The 23506-nt window shown below is 60.2% G+C and carries 23 protein-coding genes; 12 read left to right on the top strand and 11 right to left on the bottom strand.

Going from position 1 to position 23506, the window contains the following annotated elements:
• Positions 1 to 810 precede the first annotated feature (810 nt).
• Entirely contained in the window at positions 811 to 1251 is a 441-nt protein-coding gene (locus SM763_RS06775; protein WP_368998047.1) for a response regulator, read from the top strand.
• 106 nt (positions 1252 to 1357) lie between these two features.
• On the opposite strand, the gene SM763_RS06770 is transcribed toward SM763_RS06775, so the two are convergent.
• From SM763_RS06770 to msrA, 6 genes are all read right to left on the bottom strand, one after another.
• On the bottom strand, positions 1358 to 1906 hold the full coding sequence (locus SM763_RS06770; protein WP_274837862.1) for a biotin transporter BioY: 549 nt from the start codon (positions 1904 to 1906) through the stop codon (positions 1358 to 1360).
• Between the two features lie 47 nt (positions 1907 to 1953).
• Positions 1954 to 2553 carry an energy-coupling factor transporter transmembrane component T family protein gene (locus SM763_RS06765; protein ID WP_368998046.1) on the bottom strand — a complete coding sequence of 200 codons (600 nt, stop codon included), beginning with the start codon at positions 2551 to 2553 and terminating at the stop codon, positions 1954 to 1956.
• Positions 2528 to 3313, bottom strand: a complete 786-nt coding sequence (locus tag SM763_RS06760; protein WP_368998045.1) for an energy-coupling factor ABC transporter ATP-binding protein — start codon at positions 3311 to 3313, stop codon at positions 2528 to 2530. Before SM763_RS06760 ends, SM763_RS06765 begins: the two co-directional genes overlap by 26 nt.
• A gap of 261 nt (positions 3314 to 3574) precedes the next feature.
• The gene (locus SM763_RS06755; protein ID WP_368998044.1) at positions 3575 to 5794 is read right to left on the bottom strand and encodes a putative bifunctional diguanylate cyclase/phosphodiesterase; all 2220 of its coding nucleotides are present in this window, start codon (positions 5792 to 5794) and stop codon (positions 3575 to 3577) included.
• A gap of 154 nt (positions 5795 to 5948) precedes the next feature.
• The gene (locus tag SM763_RS06750) at positions 5949 to 6725 is read right to left on the bottom strand and encodes a substrate-binding periplasmic protein (RefSeq protein ID WP_082996063.1); all 777 of its coding nucleotides are present in this window, start codon (positions 6723 to 6725) and stop codon (positions 5949 to 5951) included.
• Between the two features lie 222 nt (positions 6726 to 6947).
• Positions 6948 to 7613: a peptide-methionine (S)-S-oxide reductase MsrA gene (msrA, locus tag SM763_RS06745; protein ID WP_368998043.1), complete on the bottom strand. Its 666-nt coding sequence runs from the start codon at positions 7611 to 7613 to the stop codon at positions 6948 to 6950.
• Positions 7614 to 7754: 141 nt separating this feature from the next.
• Here msrA and SM763_RS06740 point away from each other — a divergent pair, with 141 nt between their 5' ends.
• From SM763_RS06740 to SM763_RS06730, 3 genes are all read left to right on the top strand, one after another.
• Positions 7755 to 8663, top strand: coding sequence for a D-amino acid aminotransferase (locus SM763_RS06740; protein ID WP_274829326.1), 909 nt, complete (start codon positions 7755 to 7757; stop codon positions 8661 to 8663).
• The gene (locus tag SM763_RS06735) at positions 8663 to 9376 is read left to right on the top strand and encodes a sulfotransferase-like domain-containing protein (protein ID WP_368998042.1); all 714 of its coding nucleotides are present in this window, start codon (positions 8663 to 8665) and stop codon (positions 9374 to 9376) included. The genes SM763_RS06740 and SM763_RS06735 overlap by 1 nt, the downstream gene beginning before the upstream one ends.
• Before the next feature lie 273 nt (positions 9377 to 9649).
• On the top strand, positions 9650 to 9829 hold the full coding sequence (locus SM763_RS06730; RefSeq protein WP_368998041.1) for a YegP family protein: 180 nt from the start codon (positions 9650 to 9652) through the stop codon (positions 9827 to 9829).
• Between the two features lie 48 nt (positions 9830 to 9877).
• Here the strand turns inward: SM763_RS06730 and SM763_RS06725 are convergent, their stop codons facing one another.
• From SM763_RS06725 to SM763_RS06715, 3 genes are all read right to left on the bottom strand, one after another.
• The gene (locus SM763_RS06725) at positions 9878 to 10162 is read right to left on the bottom strand and encodes an SCP2 sterol-binding domain-containing protein (RefSeq protein WP_274836046.1); all 285 of its coding nucleotides are present in this window, start codon (positions 10160 to 10162) and stop codon (positions 9878 to 9880) included.
• Positions 10163 to 10242: 80 nt separating this feature from the next.
• Positions 10243 to 10707: a DUF1810 domain-containing protein gene (locus SM763_RS06720; RefSeq protein WP_065272052.1), complete on the bottom strand. Its 465-nt coding sequence runs from the start codon at positions 10705 to 10707 to the stop codon at positions 10243 to 10245.
• Positions 10704 to 11930 carry an argininosuccinate synthase gene (locus tag SM763_RS06715; protein ID WP_368998040.1) on the bottom strand — a complete coding sequence of 409 codons (1227 nt, stop codon included), beginning with the start codon at positions 11928 to 11930 and terminating at the stop codon, positions 10704 to 10706. The genes SM763_RS06720 and SM763_RS06715 overlap by 4 nt, the downstream gene beginning before the upstream one ends.
• A gap of 137 nt (positions 11931 to 12067) precedes the next feature.
• On the opposite strand from SM763_RS06715, the gene SM763_RS06710 reads away from it, so the two are divergent.
• Together SM763_RS06710 and ilvA are read left to right on the top strand one after the other, a co-directional pair.
• Positions 12068 to 12826: a hypothetical protein gene (locus tag SM763_RS06710; protein ID WP_274831729.1), complete on the top strand. Its 759-nt coding sequence runs from the start codon at positions 12068 to 12070 to the stop codon at positions 12824 to 12826.
• A gap of 82 nt (positions 12827 to 12908) precedes the next feature.
• Positions 12909 to 14147, top strand: a complete 1239-nt coding sequence (gene ilvA / locus SM763_RS06705; RefSeq protein ID WP_274829330.1) for a threonine ammonia-lyase IlvA — start codon at positions 12909 to 12911, stop codon at positions 14145 to 14147.
• 69 nt (positions 14148 to 14216) lie between these two features.
• Here ilvA and SM763_RS06700 read toward each other — a convergent pair whose 3' ends face one another.
• Complete coding sequence (locus SM763_RS06700) at positions 14217 to 14540, bottom strand: Hpt domain-containing protein (RefSeq protein WP_065272056.1); 324 nt, start codon at positions 14538 to 14540, stop codon at positions 14217 to 14219.
• A 215-nt stretch (positions 14541 to 14755) separates the two neighbouring features.
• Here SM763_RS06700 and SM763_RS06695 point away from each other — a divergent pair, with 215 nt between their 5' ends.
• Positions 14756 to 15988 (top strand): PP2C family protein-serine/threonine phosphatase, encoded by a 1233-nt coding sequence (locus SM763_RS06695; protein WP_490363265.1) that lies wholly within the window; start codon positions 14756 to 14758, stop codon positions 15986 to 15988.
• Between the two features lie 281 nt (positions 15989 to 16269).
• Here the strand turns inward: SM763_RS06695 and SM763_RS06690 are convergent, their stop codons facing one another.
• On the bottom strand, positions 16270 to 16707 hold the full coding sequence (locus SM763_RS06690; RefSeq protein ID WP_368998038.1) for an NUDIX hydrolase: 438 nt from the start codon (positions 16705 to 16707) through the stop codon (positions 16270 to 16272).
• Between the two features lie 76 nt (positions 16708 to 16783).
• On the opposite strand from SM763_RS06690, the gene hslO reads away from it, so the two are divergent.
• The 5 genes from hslO to SM763_RS06665 all read left to right on the top strand — a co-directional run bounded on the left by hslO (position 16784) and on the right by SM763_RS06665 (position 23487).
• Entirely contained in the window at positions 16784 to 17770 is a 987-nt protein-coding gene (hslO, locus tag SM763_RS06685) for an Hsp33 family molecular chaperone HslO (RefSeq protein ID WP_368998037.1), read from the top strand.
• Positions 17771 to 17835: 65 nt separating this feature from the next.
• Positions 17836 to 18408: a CoA pyrophosphatase gene (locus SM763_RS06680; RefSeq protein ID WP_425537490.1), complete on the top strand. Its 573-nt coding sequence runs from the start codon at positions 17836 to 17838 to the stop codon at positions 18406 to 18408.
• A complete protein-coding gene (locus SM763_RS06675; protein WP_368998036.1) occupies positions 18408 to 19571 on the top strand; it encodes a CCA tRNA nucleotidyltransferase in 1164 nt (387 codons plus the stop codon). Before SM763_RS06680 ends, SM763_RS06675 begins: the two co-directional genes overlap by 1 nt.
• A gap of 224 nt (positions 19572 to 19795) precedes the next feature.
• Positions 19796 to 21640: an ABC transporter ATP-binding protein gene (locus SM763_RS06670; RefSeq protein ID WP_368998035.1), complete on the top strand. Its 1845-nt coding sequence runs from the start codon at positions 19796 to 19798 to the stop codon at positions 21638 to 21640.
• The gene (locus SM763_RS06665) at positions 21634 to 23487 is read left to right on the top strand and encodes an ABC transporter ATP-binding protein (protein WP_368998034.1); all 1854 of its coding nucleotides are present in this window, start codon (positions 21634 to 21636) and stop codon (positions 23485 to 23487) included. The genes SM763_RS06670 and SM763_RS06665 overlap by 7 nt, the downstream gene beginning before the upstream one ends.
• The last annotated feature ends 19 nt before the right edge of the window (positions 23488 to 23506 follow it).

Below are 23506 nucleotides of genomic sequence, written 5' to 3'. Positions count from 1 at the left end.
CCAAACCCGGCCAATGCGATGTCTTTGACGATGTAATCCGTGCCCATTGGCAACTCCATTCTGGCTCAGCCTCAACTTGGCCACGCACTTAACACCGCAACGCTTTACAAGCAATGAAACCGCCCAGAGCGCCAGTTTCGGAACCGGCTTCGACGACTGTGAAGCGGGGCCAACACAGATCGTCAGGGCACCCCATAGGGGTCTGGGCGGTCCGTCGAAGAGGGTCCGCGATTCGTCCCTGCGGCAGTGAAAACGTCGCGCGCCGATATTCTCCTCACCGACAGGTGGGCGGGGCTTCTGGGGTGGCTTAAGTTTCGGGTGCAAATATTATTGAGACCGTTACGGCCCTTTCATTCTATTTACGGTGATATGCGCTTATGGCTTTGAGTTGAGCAAAATTGTGCCCACCTCAGACTTGACTATAATTCCTGCACAGGTGTTGTTCTGCGTTCTTGAGGATTACGCTAGGTGATTGATTTATAGTGAAAATCGTTTTGGGATTTGTTGCGTGCCCTGAGGTGTGGCTTTACTTTACTGGGCTGTTTTCCGCATATTTAGAAAATTGGTCGTTAATTCTAGATAACTTGTATGTTTTAACGTCTTGGGGTGTGTTAAGGTTAACAACCTGAGCGGGTGTGATCTGTCGTATTCCGCCAGATGTGAACTTTTGGGCTGAATCTGAATGCGGATTCTCAGCGTGTCTTCCTTGCGTCGTAAATCCGAATTTCCAGATCGCAGCTGATCCCAGACAGGCTCTGGGGGTGTTGGTACATTTGTGGGTAAAAACCCGGCCTTTGGGAGGGTGTTGTTATGTCTGCTTTGAGATCCGAAACCATTGAAACCCGCGCCGTCCCGGCGCTGTCGGTCCTGGCCGTTGACGATGATCCCTGGGTGCGCCTTCGTCTGGAGGAATTCCTGCGCGAAGCGGGCGTGCCTTTTGAGCTGTGCGCGGATCCTCATGAGGCGTTTCGGCGCTGCGCGGCGCGGCGGACGGCGTATGGTCTGGTGCTGATGGATATCCGGTTTCCTGCTGGCAATCTGGTGGGAGAGATTTCCCGGAAGATTGCCGCGCTTGGGGGTGGTTCGGCGGGCCCTGCGATCATTGGGATGTCGGATTGCGCCAACCTGGAGAAATTCCAGCGTGGCACCGAATGGGGGATGATCGATATCCTGCCCAAGCCTCTGTTCAAATGGCTGATTATCAATCTTGCGCATGAATTTTGCGGCGGCGAGGAGGTCCAAGAGGACTAAGGCGCCGAAGGGCATCAGGCTGGTGTGGCGATCTGATCAACGGAGCAGGCCCCATGCCTGCTCCGTTGCGGTGTATGTCAGGGTGTCCGAGGCTTTGGGTCGGAACTTAGCTGTTGCGCGATAGCAGGCTGCCGGGGCGCGCTCGCGCCAGTCCGGCGGTCAGCAACCCGGCAACCACGGCCTTCAGGATGTCGCCCGGAATGAAGATCAGGACCAGGGCTGCAGCGTCGGTAAAGGACTTGTCGAGGGTGATGGCCATTCCGGCCACACCAAACAGATAGAGCACGACGATCCCGCCTAGCATCGCGGCGATGATCGCCGTCGCCACCAGCGGAATACCCCGCATCCGCTCCATGATCAGGCCGGTGACAAAGGCCGCAATCGGGAAGCCAACAAGGAAGCCAGCCGTGGGCGAGGAAAAGACGCTGAGCCCACCGCGCCCGCCGGACAGCAGGGGCAGGCCAAGGGCGACGAGAAGCAGGAACAGCAGAACGGCCAGCAATCCGCGCCGGGCGCCCAGTACCGTGCCGCAGAGCATGATACCGAGGCTCTGGGCCGAAACGGGCACGCCAAAGGCAAGGGTGATTTGCGGAATCAGCCCCAAGGCAGCGATCAGCGCCGCAAAGAGAGCGATGTAAGCGATAGAACGTTCCATGTGATTTCGATCCTTGTGCATGCCCCGCTGCGCAGCCGGGCCTAAGATTATTGAACGCCGCCGCGCGCCTTCAGCGCTTCGGCAACATGATCGGCGTCATCCAGCGCCAGAATGGTCATCGGCAGGGCAATACGCCACGACGGGCGGCGCGGTGATCTTGCGCGCCAGGCCTCGGCCAAATCCGCGCCGCGGTGTGCCAGCAACGGGCCAAAGCGGATCACCAGCGCGATTGCGGTTTCAAGCGCCCGGGTGCTGAGGCCAATCCGGCGAAACGGCGTCAGCAGCCATGCGGCAACCCCGACCATATCAGTGAGCCGGGTGGTCATGGTGACAAAATTCGCCAGTGCTACTGCGGTGGTCAGCCGCAGCGCGATGGTCAGCCCGGTTGCCGGGGTGCCTTCGATCAGATGCCACAGCGCGATGACCACGAAGAAGGGCCAGAGAATGCGCAGGCTCCGCACGCCGCTGCGCGCAAAGACGGGTCCGGCGCTGAGATAGAGACCCAGCGTCAGCGCCAGCGCGCCACCCTGCGCCGCTGGTGTTTTCAGGGAGAACAGAACCACCGTGGTAGCGCAGAGGATGGCCAGCTTTAGCCCCGCAGGCCACCGGTGCGCCCAGGTTTCAACTGGCGAGGTCAGAGAGATCATCGCTTGCCCCCCATTCGGTCATCTGTCTGGTGAATTCCGGCAAGACGTCAGCGGGTGACCCATCGGCCCGCAGCTGGCCTGCCTCGATCCACAGGATACGGTCGTAATGTTCCAGGTGTTGCGGGTCGTGCGAGACGTGGAAAAGCTGTGCTTCGGCCTGATCCAGCGCGCGCTGCAACTGCATGCGGGTTGGGATATCCAGCCCGGAAAAGGGTTCATCCAGCAGGATGATGCGCGGTTTCATGGCGAGAATGGCCATCAGGCAGAGCAGTTGTTTTTGCCCCTGCGACAGCAGATGCGTCGGCGCCTTGGCCCATTGCGATTTGCCGAAACGGGCCAGTGTCTGCGCCACCTCTGTGGCGGTGTCGGATTTGCTCAGACCCATCTGGCGCAGGCCGAAACCGATCTCTTCTTCCACCGTAGGAAAGATGATCTGCCGGTCTGGGTTCTGGAACAGCACGCCCACCAGCTCCAGCGCTGCCTTGCGGTCGCGCGACAGGTCGATACCGTCGACCCGGGCCTCTCCCTGATCTGGCGCGATCAAGCCGGCCAGGACGCGCGACAGAGTGGTTTTTCCTGATCCATTGCGCCCGACGATTCCAACCCGCGCTTCATCGGCGCGAAATGAGATGTCCTGCAACAGCGTCTTTTCGCCTGCGATCACATGCACCGCCTGCAGATCCACCACGGCAGCCCGGGCAGAGTCGGCAGTGGGCGCGCCTGCGCTGTCCAGCCTCTGGTCCGGTGCAGCAGGTTTCAAAACGCGGGGCTCCTTTGTGGCGATGATGGCGTGGCGAAATCGGTTCGGCAGGTGATACCGGTTTTTTTGCTTCAGGCAACGTTTTCCGCAAGAAAATCAGCCAAATCGAGGCCGGGAGGGGTCTGATGGCTGGTCAAAAGCCTGCGCCGTGTCAAAGCAATACCAGAACCGGCGTGCCGGGTTGCGGCAGCGCCAGTGAGATTGAGCCAGAAATAGCCAACCCGTGACCGGGGTTTTGCTGCGGATTTTGGTGCGCGCTTGTCAGTTGGACATTTGCAGGTGCAGACCGGCGCCAGGGAAGAGACGAGCGGTCGCAGCACGTTCGGCCATGGGCGGGCCATCGAAATAGCCTTGCAGATAATCGACCTCGCATTCCCGAAGCAGCTGCCGGTGCACTTCGGTCTCAGCGCCTTCGCCGGTGACATGCATGCCAAGGGCATGCCCCAGTTCCGCGATGGCCACGACGATGGCCCGGGTTTCGGCGGAATCAGGCAGTTTGGAGACAAAGGCCGCGTCGACCTTGATCTTGTTCACCGGGAATTTTTGCAGGTAGCTGAGCGAGGAATAGCCCATGCCAAAATCGTCAAGTGCCACGGTCACGCCCAGCCGCTGCAGGGCTTCGATCTCTTTCAGCGCAGACTGGCCGCTCGACAGGACAACTGTTTCGGTGATTTCGGCCTCGACCGCGCTGGCGGGGCAGCCGGTTTCATACAGGCAGTCATTGACGAATTCATCGACTTGCGAGCCAAACAGCTTGGGTGAGAGATTGACTGCCACCCGGCCTGTCCAGCCCATGTCATGCCAGCGCGCCGCGGCGCGGAAGGCATGGGTCATGATCTGGTAGGTTAGCTCGCGGATCAGCCCGCTGTCTTCGGCGACAGGGATGAATTCCGCCGGAGAGATGCTGCCCAGATGCCGGTGATGCCAGCGTGCAAGGGTTTCAAATCCGATAATCTGACCTGTCTTGAGGTCGGTCTGGACCTGAAAGACGGGGCGGATGCTGCCTTCGTTGAGGGCGCCGCGCAATTCCCGCTCCAGAAGGGTTTTGCGTTTGATGACGGTTTCCAGATCCTTGTGGAAAATCTCGACCCGGCCACGGCCACCCTTTTTCGCCTCATACAGCGCCAGATCAGCGCAGCGGATGCCATCGGTGGAGCCGGCCTCAGAACCAGACAGGGTTGCGATGCCCGCACTCATGCCGGTGTGCAGGACGTTGCCGTCGATGGTCAGCGGTTTCGACAGATCATAGACCAGCGAGTTGGCAATGCTGTTCAGGCGTTCCTCGCTTGCGGCGCCTTTGACGAGGATCGCAAATTCGTCGCCGCCAAGCCGCGCCGCCAAGGCGTTTTTCCCGCAGTTGCCCAGGAATTTTTCACCCACGACCTTTAGCAGGGCGTCACCGGTGGGATGGCCAAGCGTGTCGTTGATCATCTTGAAATGATCCAGATCCGCCAGCAGGATCGATACCTGTTCCCCCTGATTGAGCCAGTTGCCGAGGGTGTGCTCTAGCAGGCGCCGGTTCGGCAGGCCGGTCAGGCTGTCATGCTCCGCCATGAATTTGACGCGCGCGGCCTGACGTGCCTGATCGCTGTGATCGGTGGCCAGCAGCAGTGTGCCTAGGTACAGGCCCGCTTCGTCCCGGATCGGACCGCCCCGCACCAACAGGTTCAGCTCTTCACCGCTGTTGAAATGGGTGACGCTTGCCTCGGCGGCAAAATCCTGATTGGCGGCGACGCGTTCTTCGATCTGTTCGGCCACGTCCTGCGGCAACCAGGAGCGGAAGTTCAGTTTTTCCCCGTCCCGCGCATCGGCAAAGAAGATGCTAGCGTTGGCGTTGGAGAACACCACGTGACCCGTTTCATCCGTCAGGATCACGCCATCGCGGGTGGATTTCAGGGCGCGGTAAATACGTTTTCTTTCCCGCCTGCTTGCTTCGGTCGTGTGGGCGCGCAGGTCTGCCATTTCGACCTCATTGCGGCGCATCTGCTCCAGCGTCTGTGCCAGCATGCCGATCTCATCAGTACGGGACTGATAGGGAACCACCGTGTCAAACCGGCCATTGTAAATATCGTCGATCGCTATGCCGATTTTGGTGAGTGGCTGCGAAATCCGCGTCAGGACAAGAAACACGCTGACGGCCAGCAGGGCAAAGATAAGTACCGAGACCGCAGCATGCTGAACCGTCGTGTCCATCAAGGGGCCAGTAACGTGTTCCACTGGGAGTGTCAGCCGTAACTCTCCCAGCTCTTCGTGTTGGTCACCCAGAACATACTCGATCACATGTGTGGTGATGAAGTCCCCTTCACTCGGGGTGAACCCCGGTGCGGTAGCGGCCGCGATCTGCTCGCCAGCCAGACCAATAATTTCAACACTTGCGACCTGGCCAAGGGCCACGATCTGTTGCAGCGATTGTTCCACCTGGACAATGTCGAAATCCCACAAAGCCTGCGTCACGGTCGTTGCCGTCAATCGGGCGACCATGTCCCCTTGCTGGTGCTGACCCTCTATCAGATGCGCTCTGTGATCATAGGATTCGTAGGTCAGACCTGCCGCCAGGATTAGAAAAACTGGGATCAGGACGCCCAACAGAATGCGGGTGCGAAGGGTTTTGGGGCCGACAACATTCATGGCAGAATTACTCAGTCAGTCCATAGCGTTTCAGGATCTCACCGTAGCGCCCAGATGCCTTGAGTTGCGCTACCCCTTCTGTCAGCTGCTGCGCATAAAGCGCAGATGCCTCCAGCGCCGGGGAGAAACCGATGTGAAGCTCGGTCGCTTCGCCATAGTTCGCGACTTGCAGATCGTCCTGCAATCCCAGCTGATCGATCATGTAGGTCACAACCGAACGTTCATCGATTGCCATGTCGATCCGCCCGGCCTTCAGCTTTTGCAGATTTCGTTTCAGGGCATCATCGCCGCCGATCATCTGAACCCGCTCGGGGTTTCTGGCGTTCTCTGCAACATAGGCGGCGATCACGGTGTTGTACTCATAGTCCAGGATCGCCCCGATTCGGATACCTTCCAGATCTTCAGCGGTCGCGATTGACCGGGCTTCCCCGGCGCGGAACACGACAGCCTCCTGATAGTTGCCCATGGGCGGGCCAAGGATCAGATCAGGCGATTCTTCCTGATCGGTGCCGATGACACCGGTAATGTCGCCGCTGAGAGCCTGCGACAGGCTGCGGCTCCAGGTCATCGATGTATAACGTACCTCGTGCCCAAAAAGCGCCAGCGCCTCTTGCGCCACTTCCACCATATACCCCGGCTGGTCGCTGGCCGGATCACAGTTGAATGGACACCAGGCGTCAGCGCGCAGGTCAATGACATCCGCGCTGACAGGCGTCCCTAGCAACAACAGTGCAGCCAGAACATTCATCGCTGATCTGGCACGGATGGGACGGACACTCCGCATGCGACTGTTACCTCCTAAAAACAAGTAACAGTCAGACTGCGCGAGACGGGTTAAATGAATCTCAGTACCTGCCCGGCAAAACGCAAAACCACCGTGATTTTCGGTCGTTTTATAGAGAGAAATTTAATAAACACCGCGCGCGATCTTGCCCTCAGGCAGGCGGGCAATGCGCCTTAGCGTGCGGGAACTGGTCCAATAGGGTTTGGGCCAGTGATGTTTCGCCTAGTGAGCGTTGGCAAAGGGCGCTGCATCCCCCCACAGCTGCCGCACACGGGCATCGCGGCCGCAGGCCTCACGGTAGCGTTTATAGGCGCTGGACTGTCTCTTGGGGCCAAAGCGGGTAAAGACCAGATTGTCGCCCTTGTAGTAATCCTGATGGTAATCCTCGGCCCGGTAAAAGGGACCGGCTGGCAGGACTGGCGTGACGATGGTCTGCCCCAGCTCTGCCTGCGCCTTGGCCTTTGCCTGGTCTGCGGTTGTTCTTTCCGCGTCGGAGGAAACGAAAACGGCGGTACGGTAGCTTTCGCCGCGATCGCAGAATTGGCCGCCCGGATCGGTGGGATCGACGGAGCGAAAAAACAGTTCCAGCAGATGCGCGCGACTTACCTTGGCCGGGTCAAAGGTGATCTGCACCGCCTCGTAATGACCGGTGCCGCCACGGCCGACCTCCTTGTAGGTGGGGTTCTTGGTGGTGCCGCCGGTGTAGCCAGAAACGGCCTCGGAGACGCCGGGAACCGATTCAAAATCGCTCTCGACGCACCAGAAACAGCCGCCCGCAACGGTCAGCGTTTCCTGCTCGGCCGCATGGGCTTCATATCCGCGCAACAGGCCCGCAGCCAGGATCAGGATGGCCAGGGAAACCTGTTTGATGTGATGCAATGTCTTCATCATCGCCTCCGTTTTTTGAAACCCTGCCGCCGGGCGCGCCTGCGCTCAACCCATGTCATCAAATGTCACGCACTGGTGAGCGCAAGTTATCGCTTGGAAATTGGATCCAATCTGGCTAGCGTGCCGCAAAAGGAGGGTCCTATGACTGAAAAAATGAGTACCCATCAGGCTGAAGAAGATCAGCGCAACGAAGAGATCCTCATCTATCTGAACGGGAAGATCGTGCCCAAGGCCGAAGCCACCGTCAGCGTCTATGACAGCGGTTTCATGCTGGGTGACGGCGTTTGGGAGGGGCTGCGCCTTTACAACGGCACCTGGGCCTTCATCGACGAACACCTGAACCGTCTGTTCGAGGCGGCAAAGGCCATCGATCTGGATATCGGCCTGACCCCGGAGGGGGTGAAACAGGCGGTGCTGGACACGCAGAAGGCCAACGGTATGACCACCGATGCCCATGCCCGGCTGATGGTGACGCGCGGCCCGAAAACGCGGCCTTTCCAACACCCCAGCCTGTCGCAGCAGGGGCCGACCATGGTCATCATCATGGAGCATTCGCGCCCGCATCTGCCGCGCCCGATCCGGCTCGCCACCGTGCCCCATATCCGTGGCCTGCCGATGAGCCAGGACCCCAAGCTGAATTCCCATTCCAAACTCAACTGTATCCTGGCCTGCATTGCCGCCGAAAAGGCGGGCGCGGACGAAGGGCTGATGCTGGATGTGAACGGCTTTGTGAACACCACCAACGCCTGCAACTTCTTCATCGTGCGCGGCGGCGAGGTTTGGACCTCGACCGGGGATTACTGCATGAACGGCATCACCCGGCAAAAGGTGATCGACCTGTGTCGCGCCAATGATATCCCGGTGTTTGAACGCAACTATTCGCTGGTCGACACCTATGGCGCCGACGAGGCGTTTCTGACTGGCACCTTCGGCGCGCAGACCCCGGTGGGCGATATCGACGGTCGTCAGATCGGCACGGGCGAAATGGGTCCGGTGACCAAACGGATCCGGGCGCTCTACAAGGGTCTGATCGAGCAGGAGTGCGCCTGATGCGGATTGCAATGTGGTCGGGGCCGCGGAACCTGTCGACGGCGATGATGTATTCCTTTGGCAACCGTGGCGATTGCGCGGTGGTCGATGAACCCTTTTACGCCGCCTATCTGAAGAGGACCGGCCTCGACCATCCCATGCGCGAAGAGATCATGGACAGCCAGAGCCAGGATCCAAAAGTGGTGGCCGATATGCTGATCGGAGATATTCCGGCTGCAAAACCGGTTTATTATCAAAAGCATATGAGCCAGCACATGATCCCCGGCATGCCGCGCGACTGGATGCGGGAGGTGACCAATGTCTTCCTGATCCGCCACCCGGCACGGGTCATCGCCTCTTATGCGGCGAAACGCGAGAATCCCAACCTGGATGATATCGGCTTTCGTCAGCAGGCCGAGCTGTATGATCTCTGTCGCAGCTGGGGACAGGCACCAGTGGTTGTGGACAGCTATGACATCCGCCAGGACCCCGCCGCCAAGCTAGAACAGATGTGCGATGCCATCGGCCTTGCCTATTCGCCCAAGATGCTGAGCTGGCCCAAAGGCGGCCACAAGGACGATGGCGTCTGGGCCGAGGTCTGGTATGGCGCGGTCTGGACCTCTACCGGTTTTGCCGGTCCCGAAGGCGATCTGCCCGAGGTGCCCGAACACCTGCAACCGGTGCTGGAGGAGGCGATGCCCTATTACGAGCAGTTGAAGGCGGCCTCGAAATAGTGTCTGATTTTGTCGGTCACGACAGAGTTTCCACAACATTTAGATGTGCCGACAAAAAAAGGACTCGACTCAATTGTTGGTATGTGGATTCATAAAGGTGCTCACGGCTCCAACCGTAAGCACCTTTAACCGCCGTTGTACGACGGAAGCGTGTTTTGCTACACGGTTCGAGTTTCTCGGAACTGTTTGCTTTCGTCAAGAGATTTGCAGCGGCAATATTGGTCTTTCCTTGTTGGGAAGGCGGCCAATCTGTGCACTCGAAAGGAAAGCACAATGTTCTATGAACTGTATAAAGACCAAGCCGGATACTGGCGTTGGACACTCTTCGCTGCCAACTATCGGAAAATCGCGAACTCTGGAGAGGGGTACTTTAACAAAGGTGACGCAATTGCTGCGATCAACTTGGTGAAAAGTTCCTCTCCGGCCCCAGTCCGAGAAACATCGAGGGTATAAAAGTTTGATTGCCACTTTATGTCGAGTGGCAATCAGTCTTACCATCTATCACCCGATCAGCTTGCCCAGTTTCATCGCCACGCCCATGTCGCCGGTGATCTTGATCTTGCCCATCATCACGGCGGTCATTGGGTTCAGCTTGCCGGTCAGCAGCTTTTTCAGATTTTCTTCCGACAGGCGCAGGGTGCAGTCGGTGTCGCTGTCTTCAGTGGTCGCGGTGCCATCGGCCAGAACGATGACGCCCTCCTCGCCGCAGTCGAATTTCAGCGAGCCGTCAAAGCTTTTGCCGGACAGGCCGGACTGGATACCGGCGGCGATGTCGTGAAGTGCCATCAGGGAATCTCCTCTTGCCTGACGTGAGCGTTAGGCAAGGGATTTGTGCTGGGCAAGCATGACCAAGCGGGAGGCGAGCCTCAGGCGCTTGCCAGTGCCTCGATCGTCAGCGGACAGGGGCTGCCGCTGTAAAATTCATCAAGAACCTGTTTGAATTCGCCCGGTGCATCCGGCACGGCGGCAAACAGCGTCATGGAAGAGCGCAGTTTCTTGGCGTCGACCTTGCCGAGGATCTCGGCGGCGTCCTGATCTGCGTGCGACAGCATCAGGCGGGACACCTCGACCAGACGGGCGCTGAGCACCTCGTGGCCAAGATAGGCCTTGGCCTCGGCCAGATCCTCGATCCCGTATAGCTGTGCCATGTGGGATTTGCCAAGCTCGGCCAGTTGCGGGAAGACGAACCACATCCAGTGGCTCGTCTTTTTACCCACAGAAAGTTCGCTCAGGACATCGGACCAGACCGTGTCCTGGGCTTCGACGAACATTTCCAGCTCTTCTTCGAAATCGTCCTCGAAATCGCCGTCTATGTCGTAGTCGTCACTCATTTTTTCAGCCGACGGTCGCGTGCGGCCAGAAGTTTCAGGCGCAGGGCGTTCAGCTGGATAAAGCCTGCCGCGTCTTCCTGATTGTAGGCGCCGGCGTCTTCTTCAAAGGTCACGTGGGCCTCGGAGTAGAGCGAATGCTCGGAATCACGTGCCACCACAAAGACCGACCCTTTGTAGAGTTTCAGGGTCACGGTACCGGTGACGTGTTCTTGGCTCTTGTCGATCAGGGCCTGCAGCATTTCACGCTCGGGGCTGTACCAGAAACCGTTGTAGATCAGCTCGGCATAGCGGGGCATGATCGAATCCTTCAGGTGGCCTGCGCCACTGTCGAGAGTGATCTGCTCGATACCGCGGTGCGCCTGCAGCAGGATGGTACCGCCGGGGGTCTCGTAGATGCCGCGGGATTTCATGCCGACAAAGCGGTTTTCCACGAAATCCAGACGGCCAATGCCATGCTTGCGGCCATAGTCGTTCAGCGCGGTCAGGATGGTGGCCGGGCTCATCGCCTCGCCGTTGATCGAAACCGCATCGCCCTGCTCGAAACCGATGGTGATGATTTCCGGCGTATCCGGTGCATCCTCGGGGTTCACGGTGCGCTGGTAGACGTAATCGGGGGCCTGTTCGGCGGGATCTTCCAGCACTTTGCCCTCGGAAGAGGTGTGCAGCAGGTTCGCATCGACCGAGAAAGGCGCTTCGCCGCGCTTGTCCTTGGCGATCGGGATCTGGTTCTTCTCGGCGAATTCCAAGAGGCGCGTGCGCGAGGTCAGGTCCCATTCGCGCCAGGGGGCGACCACCTTGATGTCGGGGTTCAGCGCATAGGCCGCCAGTTCGAAACGCACCTGGTCGTTGCCCTTGCCGGTGGCGCCGTGGGCCACGGCATCGGCGCCGGTTTCAGCGGCGATTTCCACGAGGCGCTTGGAGATCAGCGGGCGCGCAATCGAGGTGCCCAAGAGGTACTCGCCCTCATAGAGCGCATTGCCACGGAACATCGGGAAGACGAAGTCTTTCACGAACTCTTCGCGGACGTCTTCGATGTAGATGTTTTCCGGCTTGATGCCCAGCATCTCGGCCTTCTTGCGGGCGGGCTCCAGCTCTTCGCCCTGGCCCAGATCGGCGGTAAAGGTCACCACCTCGCAGCCATATTCGGTCTGCAGCCATTTCAGGATGATCGACGTATCAAGGCCGCCAGAGTAGGCCAGCACAACTTTTTTGGGCGCGGACATGGGTTTTCCTCTTGATCAGAACGTTTGCGGGGTAGCGGGTTTTGCAGAGAAGGGCAAGGTTCGCCGGGTTTTCCTTGTCTTGCTGCGCGCAATACGTGCAAGAAGAAAGGAAAGTTGTTTTTCAGGAGACATTTCCCGTGATCAGTTGGAAGATATTTTCGCACTCCCTCAACATGGTGCTGCGCAACTGGCGCGACGCCCTCCGCATCGCTCTTGTGCCCGTTTTGATCGGAGTTGTACTGTTTGTGGCCTTCCTTGGTGGGCTGATGTCAGAAGCCATGCATATGGACGCAAACGGCGTTCCGACCGTGGATCCTGCCCTTGCCGGTCCGCTGTTTCTGGCTGCCGTGGTTTTCATCATCCTGGAGCTCTGGGTGTTTGTGAACTGGCACCGTTTCGTGTTGCTTGAGGAATATCCCCAAGGCTGGATCCCGCCTTTTCGTGGCGGGCGCATCCTGGCCTACATCGGTGTGTCTCTGATCCTTGCGCTTGTGATGGGGCTTGTTTCCGCTGTTGTCATCGGAATGGTCGTGATGATGTCTGCTGCGGTCTTTCCGCCCGTTATCGCGATGATCCTGGCTATTGCGGCCTTTGTTTTTGTGGGCGTTTTTCTGTTCCGGCTGTTGCCCATGTTGCCGGCGGCGGCCATCGGCGAACGGCTCAGCATGAGCCAGTCTCTACAGGCGACGCGCGGGACGGCGGGAACGGCGATCATGCTGTTCGTGGTTCTGATCCTCGTGCAGTTGTTGCTGCAGTTCATCGTCGGGGCCTCGATGATGGTCTTTGCGCCGCTTGGCTTCATCTTCTCGCTTGGCGCGGCGTTGGTGATGACGCTGGTTAATGTGAGTATCCTGACCACCCTTTATGGCCATTACGTGCAGGGGCGCCCGATCTGACGACGACCCGCTCACCGGTATTCTTTTGCATGCTTTGCGCCTGCCCCTTGCCTTGGGGGCGGGCTTGCGCCACTGAAAGGGTATGAGCGATTTTCAGACCCGGTTCAAAGATGCCGCCCGCGCCGCCGAGGCGGCCATGCGCGAGGTGTTTCCCGCAACGCCTTTGCAGCGCAATGTCCACCTTTCCGAACGCTTCGGGGCGGATATCTACCTCAAGCGCGAGGATCTGAGCCCGGTCCGCTCCTACAAGATTCGCGGCGCGCTTAACGCCATGCGCAAGCAGCCCGATCAGGATCTCTTTGTCTGCGCCTCAGCCGGCAACCACGCGCAGGGCGTTGCCTTCATGTGCAAGCATCTGGGCAAGCGCGGGGTGATCTTCATGCCGGTGACAACGCCGCAGCAGAAGATCCAGAAGACCCGTATGTTCGGCGGTGACAATATCGAGGTGCACCTGATCGGCGACTATTTCGACGACACGCTGTCTGCTGCACAAGAGTGGTGCGCGCGCGAAGGGGGCCATTTCCTGTCGCCCTTTGACGACAGCGATGTGATCGAAGGTCAGGCCTCGATCGCGGTGGAAATCGAAGAGCAGCTTGGCGGGATCCCCGACCATGTGATTTTGCCGGTGGGCGGGGGTGGCATGTCCTCGGGCGTTGCGACCTTTTTTGGCGATGCGGTGCATTGCCTCTTTGCCGAACCCACAGGCGGGGCCTGCCTGCGCGCGGCGCTGACGGCGGGGCATCCGGTGGCGCTGGACAAGGTTGATACCTTTGTCGATGGCGCCGCGGTGGGCACCATCGGCGCGCAGCCCTTTGACCTTCTGAAACACATCCCGCTGCCGGATGTGATCGCCATTTCAGAGGACCGGATCTGCACCACCATCATCGAGATGCTGAATGTCGAAGGCATCGTGCTGGAACCCGCTGGCGCGCTGTCGGTCGAGGCGCTGAACGATGTGCGCTCCTGGATTCGCGGCAAAAGCGTCGTGTGTGTCACCTCGGGCGGGAATTTCGATTTCGAACGTCTGCCAGAGGTCAAGGAACGGGCGCTGCGCTATTCGGGCATCAAGAAATACTTCCTGTTGCGTCTGCCGCAACGGCCCGGCGCGCTGAAGGAGTTCCTCAACATCCTTGGCCCCGAGGATGATATTGCGCGGTTTGAGTACCTGAAGAAGTCGGCGCGCAACTTCGGCTCGGTTCTGATCGGGATCGAAACCAAGCGCCCGGAGAATTTTGCCGCGCTTTTTGCCCGCCTGGATGAGGCAGGCATGACCTATACCGATATCACCAATGACGAAACGCTGGCGCAGTTCCTGATCTGATACTGATCTGACAGGTTCTTCTCAGGCAGAGGGGGTACGCTCAGACCGGTAGCTGAGGCCGACAGTCGGTCAACTCAGGTTGGGCAGCTCTGCCAGAAACTGCGTCTTGGATTTCTCATAGGCAGAGATCACCGCGTCCAGATCGACCGATCCGGCGGCGCCGCTTGCCGACTGGCGCTCTCCGGCAAGACAGAGGTCAGAGAAGGCATCAAAACCCAGATTCATTGCGCTACCTTTGAGGAAATGAAGGTCCTGCTCCAAGGCGCCGCGATCTCCAGTGCGAAGTTTGCTGATCACGCCCTCTACCTCCTCCAGGAAGAGCTCCACAACCTCATCGAAGTCCTCTTCCCCTACTTCCTGGCGAAGTTCCTTGACGCGAGGCCAGTTAATCATAATCCAAGTCCTGCTTCTTGTTTCCCGGTAAGTATTTCATAACGTCCCACGGGTAAATTTAAAGTGAAAGCAGGTGGTGAGTTCAATCTTTCCGCTTCATAACCTGTTAAAGAACTGGCTGGATAATGCCCGCTATTGTGGGCAAATTCCTTGCTAGTGTATTGAGGTGTCGTTAGTTGCTGCCAGACAGTCCCGTGGACCATGAGGAAGACGCTATGAGCGAATCGATCAACCGTGTGCTGGTTGTCGATGATAGTCGGCTGCAGCGCCGGATTCTTGTCGCGTCTCTGAAGAAATGGGGTTTTGACGTTCTGGAAGCCGAGGGCGGCGAACAGGCGATGGAAATCTGCCGGAACGATCCGCCGGATCTTATCCTCAGCGACTGGATGATGCCTGGCATGAACGGTATCGAGTTCTGCCGTGAATTCCGGGCTCAGGGCACTGATAAATATAGCTATTTTATTCTTCTAACCTCCAAGAGCGAAAAGAACGAAGTCGCCGAAGGCCTGGATGCAGGGGCTGATGATTTCCTCACCAAACCGGTCAGCTCGGATGAGCTGCGGGCGCGGATTTCGGCCGGAGAACGGATCCTGCGGATGCAGCGTGAGCTGTCCGAGAAGAACCGGATCGTCTCGGAAACCCTGGGTGAGCTGCAGCGGGTTTATGACGCGATCGACAAGGATCTGATTCAGGCGCGCAAGATTCAGGAATCACTGGTGCCGGAGCTGTCCAAGTCGTTTGGCTCCTCGACCGTCAGCCTGCTTTTGAAGCCTTGTGGCCATATCGGTGGCGATTTGGTGGGCATGTTTTGTCCGGGCGTCAACCGAATCGGCTTCTATTCCATCGACGTATCGGGCCACGGTATCACCTCGGCGATGATGACCGCACGACTGGGTGGCTACCTGTCTTCGACCTATTTCGACCAGAACGTCGGCATGGAAAAGCGGTTCAACCGATTCTATGCGCTGCGGCAGCCGGAAGAGGTGGCCAGCATGCTGAACGCCCGCCTGATCGCGGATACTGGCATCGAAGAATACTTCACCATGGCCTATTGCATCGTCGATCTGCGCAGTGGCGTGCTGAAGATGGTGCAGGCCGGGCATCCGCACCCCTTGCTGCTGCGCAAGGACGGAACCGCTGAATTCATCGGCAAAGGCGGGGTCCCCGTCGGTCTGGTGCCGGATATCGGCTACAGCCAGGAAGAGCTGGTGATGGAAAAGGGCGACCGGCTGCTGCTCTACTCCGATGGTTTTACCGAAGCGCGCCTGGAAGCCGGTGAGATGCTGGAGGCCGAGGGGCTGCTCGAACTGATCCGCAAATGCGACAGCAGCCAGTCCGGCAAGGAATTCCTCGACGATCTCTACTGGAACCTGACCCAGATCCTATCGCCAGAGCACGGGCTGGAGGATGACGTTTCCGCCACCCTATTCGAATACGAAGGACCGTAATCCGGACCGTATCCCTGCACCGGGATCGTTTCGGCAGGGCTCTCCCGCCAATCGCCTGATGATCAACAATCATCGGCTCTTGTTGGGCCGGGCTGCACGCCAGGGCGTGCAGCGGTCACGCTTCTAACGCCACTCATAAACACAACCAACCCTATGGAATCCCACCGCAGCGCGCTTGCGCGCTGCCATGCCCAAGGGGGACCGAAGGCCCAGTGGGCCGTTCAAGTCACGCGCGGGAGTGCCCCGGGGCTATGTTGTCTGGTGGACGGTCCTCATTTCCCCTACGGGCAGAACCGGGCGACAAAATGGCGATCCCCGGGGTTGCCGAGGTGCGTAACGGCTTCACCAGCGGGCATCCACAGCGCCTCGTGGCCGGGCTCCAGCGGAGGGCCCAAGCGGCGCAGGGGCCGGGCCATATAGATATGGCAGAGTTTCTCCGCCCAGAGATCGTATTCCGGCATGAAGACGAACCGCCGGAACGCACCAAGGCGACGTGGCGCGGCGATACTCCATCCGGTTTCCTCATAAACCTCCCGATGCAGCGCGGGCAGGGGCGATTCGCCGGGGTCAATGCCGCCTCCGGGCAGCTGGATGTCCGGCCCCGGATCCATCTGGCAGGTCAGCAGCAATTGCCCGTCGCGCGGAAGCAGCGCATAGATTCCGGGCCGCAGCCTGTAGCTTCGCCCCGCTTCGGGCGGCTTTCCAAAACGTCTGATCACATGCGCCCCCTTCACTCCGAATGGCAAAACCCTATATAGGCTCGATATGCCAACCTCCGGCGTGTAAGGAAACCCCATGACACTTGGTTCGAAAATCGCGTGGGACGATACGGTCCTGCCCTTCCAGCTTGATGCCTCGGACATGCGCGGCCGCGTCGCGCGTCTTGACGGCGTTCTGGATGGTATTCTGAAACAACACGACTATCCGCCCCAGGTGGAGGCGCTGGTGGCCGAAATGGCCCTGCTGACCGCTCTGATCGGCCAGACCATCAAACTGCGCTGGAAACTGTCGCTGCAGGTGCAGTCCAAGGGCGCCGCCGTGCGGATGATCGCCACCGATTACTACGCACCAGAGAAAGAGGGCGATCCGGCCCGGATCCGCGCCTATGCCAGCTATGATCCCTCCCGGCTGGAGCCCGGCCTGCCCTTTGATCAGGTGGGCGAGGGGTATTTTGCCATCATGATCGACCAGGGCCACGATATGCAGCCCTATCAGGGGATCACACCGCTGGCGGGCGGCTCGCTTTCGGCCTGCGCCGAGGCCTATTTCGCCCAGTCCGAGCAGCTGCCGACGCGGTTCAGCCTCAGCTTTGGGAAATCTTCCGAACCGGGCGTCTCCGAACGCTGGCGCGCGGGTGGCATGATGCTGCAACACATGCCCAAGGCGTCGCCCTTTGCGGCAGAACTGCAGGGCACCGGGGATATCCTCAATGCGGCGGATCTGATCCCGGAAGAGACCGCGGAAAACTGGAACCCGGTCAATATGCTGCTGGCCACGGTTGAGGATCTGGAACTGATCGGCCCAACGGTCTCGCCGACCGATCTTCTGGTCCGACTGTTCCACGAGGAACAGCCGCGCGTCTATGATGCGCAGGCGGTGCAGTTCGGCTGTACCTGCTCGGAAGAGCGGGTGCGCAACAGCCTGTCGATCTACTCGGCCAAGGATCTGGAGACGATGACCACAGAGGACGGCCGGGTGACCGCCGATTGCCAGTTCTGCGGCGCCCATTACGATCTGGACCCGAAGACGCTGGGCTTTGAGGCCGAAAACCCGCCGTCCTGACCAAAGCGAGCTGAGCGACCGACAATATGTATGACACTCCCGAGGACCTAAAACAGCGCCTTTCCATGGCCGTGCAAAGCGGCCCGGATGCGGGGTCCTCGGATTTTGACCTCAATCCGGAGATGTCCCTGCCGCAGGCGCGCAAGCTGCGCCCGGCCGGCGTTCTGGTGCCGATCTCGTTGGCCTCAGGTGCCCCGCGGGTCATCCTGACAAAACGGTCTTCTGCGCTCAAACACCACCCGGGGCAGATCGCCTTTCCGGGCGGCAAGGTGGACGAAGGCGACCGGGATGTCACCCATACCGCCCTGCGCGAAGCCTGGGAGGAGATCGGTCTGCCGCAGGATCTGCCCGAGGTTCTGGGCGCGCTGCCGACCCATGAAACGGTCACCAGTTTCACCGTCACGCCGGTGGTGGCACTGCTCAGGTCAGAGTTTGACATCCGCCCCGAGGCGGGCGAGGTGGCCGAGGTCTTCTCGGTGCCGCTCTCTCATGTTCTGGATCCGGCCAATTACATCATCGAATCGCGCCGCTGGCGGGGTACGCGGCGGCGGTATTACACTGTGCCCTATGGCCCCTATTACATCTGGGGGGCCACCGCACGGATGCTGCGCCAGTTTGCAGACCGGATGCAGAGCTGATGCGGATCGACCAACCCTGGCTGCATGCGCCCGAGACGCAGGCCGTCTGCGCCGCGCTGACAGAGGCGGGCGCGCAGGCGCTGTTCGTGGGCGGATGCGTGCGCAATGCGCTGCTGGGGGTGCCAGTCTCGGATCTTGATATCGCCACGGATGTGCCGCCGGATACTGTGCTGGCGCTGGCCGAACAGGCCGGGATCCGCGCCGTTCCGACCGGCATCGACCATGGCACCGTGACGCTGATCAAGGCCGGTATCCCGCATGAGATCACCACCTTTCGCAAGGATGTGGACACCGATGGCCGCCGCGCCGTCGTTGCCTTTTCCACCGATATCGCCGAGGACGCCGCGCGCCGGGATTTTACCGTGAACGCGCTTTATGCGCGCCCGGACGGCAGCATTGTCGATCCTTTGGGCGGGATGCCCGACCTTCAGGCCCGGCGCATCCGGTTTATCGGCACAGCAGACCACCGCATCCGCGAGGATTACCTGCGCTCGCTACGCTATTTCCGATTCCATGCCTGGTATGGCGATCAGGCTGCAGGCTTTGACCCCGATGCGCTTGCTGCGATTGCGGCTAACCTCGACGGGCTGGGAAAATTGTCGCGCGAACGGGTGGGGGCAGAGCTGTTGAAGCTGCTCGGCGCGCCGGATCCGGCGCCTGAGGTGGCGGTGATGCGCCAGACCGGGGTTCTGGGACAGATCCTGCCGGGGGCGGATGACCGCGCTCTGGCGCCGCTTGTCCATCTTGAGGGCGAGGCCGGGCTTTCTGCCGATCCGATCCGGCGGCTGACTGCGATCAGTGGCGGCGCTGACCTGCAGGAATCGCTCCGGCTCAGCAAGGAACAGGCGCGCAGGCTGGAACGCCTTTATGAGGCTGCAACCGGAATCCTGGGCGCGGGTGAGCTGGGGTATCGGTTGGGCGCGGATCAGGGGCGCGATGCGCTGCTCCTGCGGGCGGCACTGCTCGAGCAACCCCTGGCGCCGGACGCGCTTGCGGCAGCAACTCATGGCAGCAGCCAGACCTGCCCGGTGGCGGCGCGGGACCTGATGCCAGACCTTAGTGGTGCGGCGCTGGGCGCGGCGCTGAAACAGCTGGAATCGGATTGGATCGCCTCGGGGTTTTCCCTCGATCGCGCGGCACTGCTGGCGCGCCTGAACGGCTGAACCTCCGCGAAGTCGCAAGCTGAGACAAAACGGGGTGACAAAAGCGGGTTGGGTGTCTATCCATTGGGCTGTCATGAACGACAGGCACCGGGAGGAATGCTCATGTATTACGGGATCTGGTACAGCTAACGCCGATACCACCCGTTTGTCAGGGGGCCTTGACGGCACCCATCTGACGCATGTCCGCATTCCATAATTTGCTCAAGTGATTGGAGCACCCGCCCATGTTTCGTTTCTTTGAAAACCTCATTGATCCCTATTGTGACTATCCCGAAAAAGACGTGCCCCCGACGCAGCTCTGGCCGTTTCTGCGCGACTATGCCCAGCCCTTCAAACGCGTCTTTGTGCTGACGGCGATGATGTCGGTGGTGGTGGCTGCCATCGAGATCGGGCTGATCTATTACATGGGCCGGGTGGTGGATCTGCTGGGGGGAACGCCCGCTCAGGTCTGGCAGGATCACGGCACCGAGCTGATCGTCGTCGCCCTTTTGATCCTGTTCCTGCGGCCCGCCCTGCAGCTGGTGGATGTGCTGCTGCTGAACAATGCGATCCTGCCCAATTTCGGCACGCTCATCCGCTGGCGGGCACATCGGCATGTGCTGCGCCAATCGGTCAGCTGGTTCGAAAACGATTTTGCCGGCCGCATTGCCAACCGGATCATGCAGACGCCCCCGGCCGCCGGAGAGGTGGTGTTTCAGGTCTTTGACGCCATCACCTTTTCACTGGCCTATCTGGTGGGGGCTGCGGTGCTGCTCTTTGCCGCCGACGCGCGGCTGATGCTGCCGCTGGCGATCTGGTTCGCGCTTTATGCGCTGCTGGTGCGCTGGACCGTGCGGCGCGTGGGCCCGGCCAGCGAAGCGGCCTCCGATGCGCGCTCCACCGTGACGGGGCGGGTGGTGGACAGCTATTCCAACATCCATTCGGTCAAGATGTTCGCCCATGACGATCGTGAGCTTTCCTACGCCAAAGAGGCGATCGAGGATGCGCGCACGACCTTTCAGGAAGAGATGCGGATCTTCACCGTCATGGATGGGGTTCTGGTCATGCTGAACGGGCTGCTGATCGTTGGCGTCGTCGGCTGGGCCTTCCTGTTGTGGATGCAGGGTGCGGCCTCGGTCGGGGTGGTGGCGGCGGCCACCGCACTGACGCTGCGGCTCAACGCGATGACCGGCTGGATCATGTGGGCGCTGACATCGTTTTTCCGCCAGCTGGGCGTGGTGGCCGAAGGGATGCGTACGATTGCCCAGCCAATCACGCTGGTCGACCAGCCTGAAGCGCAGCCTTTGCAACTGAGCGCGGGAGAGATCAAGCTGCGGGATCTGTCGCACCATTATGGCCGCGAGGCAGGCGGGCTGGACAGCATCAGCCTGACCATCAAACCGGGTGAGAAGATCGGCCTGATCGGGCGCTCTGGTGCGGGCAAATCGACGCTCGTGAAGCTTTTGCTGCGGTTCTACGATCCGGACCGGGGGCAAATTCTGATCGATGGGCAGGACATCCGGCAGGTGACGCAAGACAGCCTGCGCCAGAATATCGGCATGGTGCAGCAGGACAGCGCGCTGCTGCATCGGTCGGTGCGGGACAATCTGCTCTATGGCCGCCCGGATGCCAGCGAGGAAGAGATGCTCGCCGCCGCCCGGCAGGCCCAGGCACAGGAGTTCATTCTGGATCTGGAGGACCCGCAGGGGCGCACAGGATATAACGCCCATGTGGGGGAGCGCGGCGTGAAACTCTCTGGCGGGCAGCGTCAGCGGATCACCCTGGCGCGGGTCATTCTGAAGGACGCACCGATTCTGCTCTTGGACGAGGCAACCTCGGCGCTCGATTCTGAGGTCGAAGCCGCCATTCAGGAGACCCTTTATGGCATGATGGAGGGCAAGACGGTGATTGCCATCGCCCACCGCCTGTCCACCATCGCTCAGATGGACCGCATTCTGGTGCTGGATCAGGGACGGATTGCCGAACAGGGCAGCCATGACGCGCTTTTGCAGCAGGGCGGCCTATATGCACAATTCTGGGCACGCCAATCGGGTGGCTTTCTGAACGCAGAGGCAGAAGAACAATGCTGAAATCCTTTCTCGACCGGCGTCTCAATCCGTTCCGGCCTGCCGCAGGGCCGCCGCCGGAAACGCTTGTGGCCTTTGCGCGCTGGGCGCTGGCGGGGGCCTGGCCGGTGTTGGGGCTGTTCACGATCCTGTCGGTGATGGCCGGCGGTATGGATACGCTCAACGCTTTTCTTCTGGGGTTCATCATCGACACGGCGGTTGATGCCGGACCGCAGGCCTTCTTTGCCGAACATATGCTGGTGGTGGTGGCCTTTGCGGCCTTCTTCCTGCTGTTTCGCCCGGCGATTCTGGGACTCGGGGCCTTTGCCAATGCGGTGCTGGTGCAGCCTTTCATTTCGCCGCTGATCCTGTCGCGGATCAACACTTGGGTTTTGGGCCAGTCGGTCAGCTATTTCGACGATGATTTTGCGGGGCGCATTGCGCAAAAGCAGATGCAGACCGCCAATGCCATGACGCAGGTCGCGGTCGAGGGGATCAATGTGGTGATCTTTGGCCTTGCGGCGCTGATCAGTACCTTTGCCCTTCTGGGGTCGATCGATTGGCGGATTACCGGGCTGTTTGCGATCTGGCTCATCGGCTATTTCAGCCTGATCCGCTGGTTCCTGCCGCGCGTCCGCGAACGCTCGGGTAAGATGGCCGGGGCGCGGGCCATGGTGTCGGGGCAGGTGGTCGACACGATCACCAATATCAAGACGGTGAAGCTTTTCGCCCATGCCGGTAACGAGGAAGAAAGCGCTAAGGATGCCATGGCGGGCTACCGCGATGCTAGGCTGCATCTTGGCACCCTGTCGGCGAGCTTCCGCTTCTGCCTTATGGGCTGTGCCGGTGTTCTGCCGGTGATGATGATCGGTGCATCGTTGCTCCTGTGGCAGGGAGGGCAGGCCAGCGAGGGCGATATCGTGGCGGCGGGCACCATCGCGATCCGGCTGGCACAGATGACTGGCTGGCTCAGCTTTGCGCTGATGGGGATCTACGCCAACGTGGGTGAGGTGGAAAACGGGATCAAGACGCTGGCCCGGTTCGACCGCATCACCGATTCCGAAGATGCCTGCGATCTGGTGGTGCGCGAGGGACAGGTGCATTTCGATAACGTCAGTTTCTCCTATGGCCGCAATATCGGCGGCGTGCGCAGCATCGACCTGACCATCAAACCGGGGGAGAAACTGGGCATTGTCGGGGCTTCGGGCGCCGGGAAGTCGACATTGGTGTCGCTGCTCTTGCGGCTTTACGATGCCGAAGAGGGGCGCGTTCTGATCGATGGGCAGGACATCACTGGCGTCACACAGGACAGCCTGCGGCGGCAGATCGGCATGGTCACGCAGGAAACCGCCATGTTCAATCGCTCCGCCCGCGACAATATCCTGTATGGCCGCCCCGATGCCAGCGAGGCAGAGCTGATCGCCGCCGCACAGAAGGCCGAGGCGCATGAGTTCATTCAGGATCTTGCGGACGGTCAGGGGCGCGAGGGCTATGAGGCGCATCTGGGCGAGCGTGGCGTCAAACTGTCCGGCGGTCAGCGTCAGCGGATCGCCCTGGCCCGCGCGATACTGAAGGATGCGCCTATCCTGGTTCTGGACGAGGCAACCTCGGCGCTGGATTCCGAGGTCGAAGCCTCGATCCAGACAGCGCTGGAGCGGGTGATGGAGGGCAAGACGGTTTTGGCCATCGCCCACCGCCTGTCCACGCTCAGCGAAATGGATCGGATCATTGTGATGGATCAGGGCCAGATGGTTGAGGTGGGCAGCCACGAGGATCTTCTGGCGCAGGGCGGGCGTTATGCGCAGTTCTGGGCACGTCAGTCCGGCGGATTTATCTGCACCGACGAAGACTCGACCGAAGCTGCCGAATAGCAACCGGCGCAGGAGGGTT

The sequence above is a fragment of the Pseudophaeobacter sp. C1-32P7 genome, assembly GCF_041008775.1.
Taxonomy (GTDB): domain Bacteria; phylum Pseudomonadota; class Alphaproteobacteria; order Rhodobacterales; family Rhodobacteraceae; genus Phycobacter; species Phycobacter gallaeciensis_A.
The sequence above is the reverse complement of the archived record's forward strand: the minus strand, read 5'-3'. Positions and strand labels throughout refer to the sequence as shown.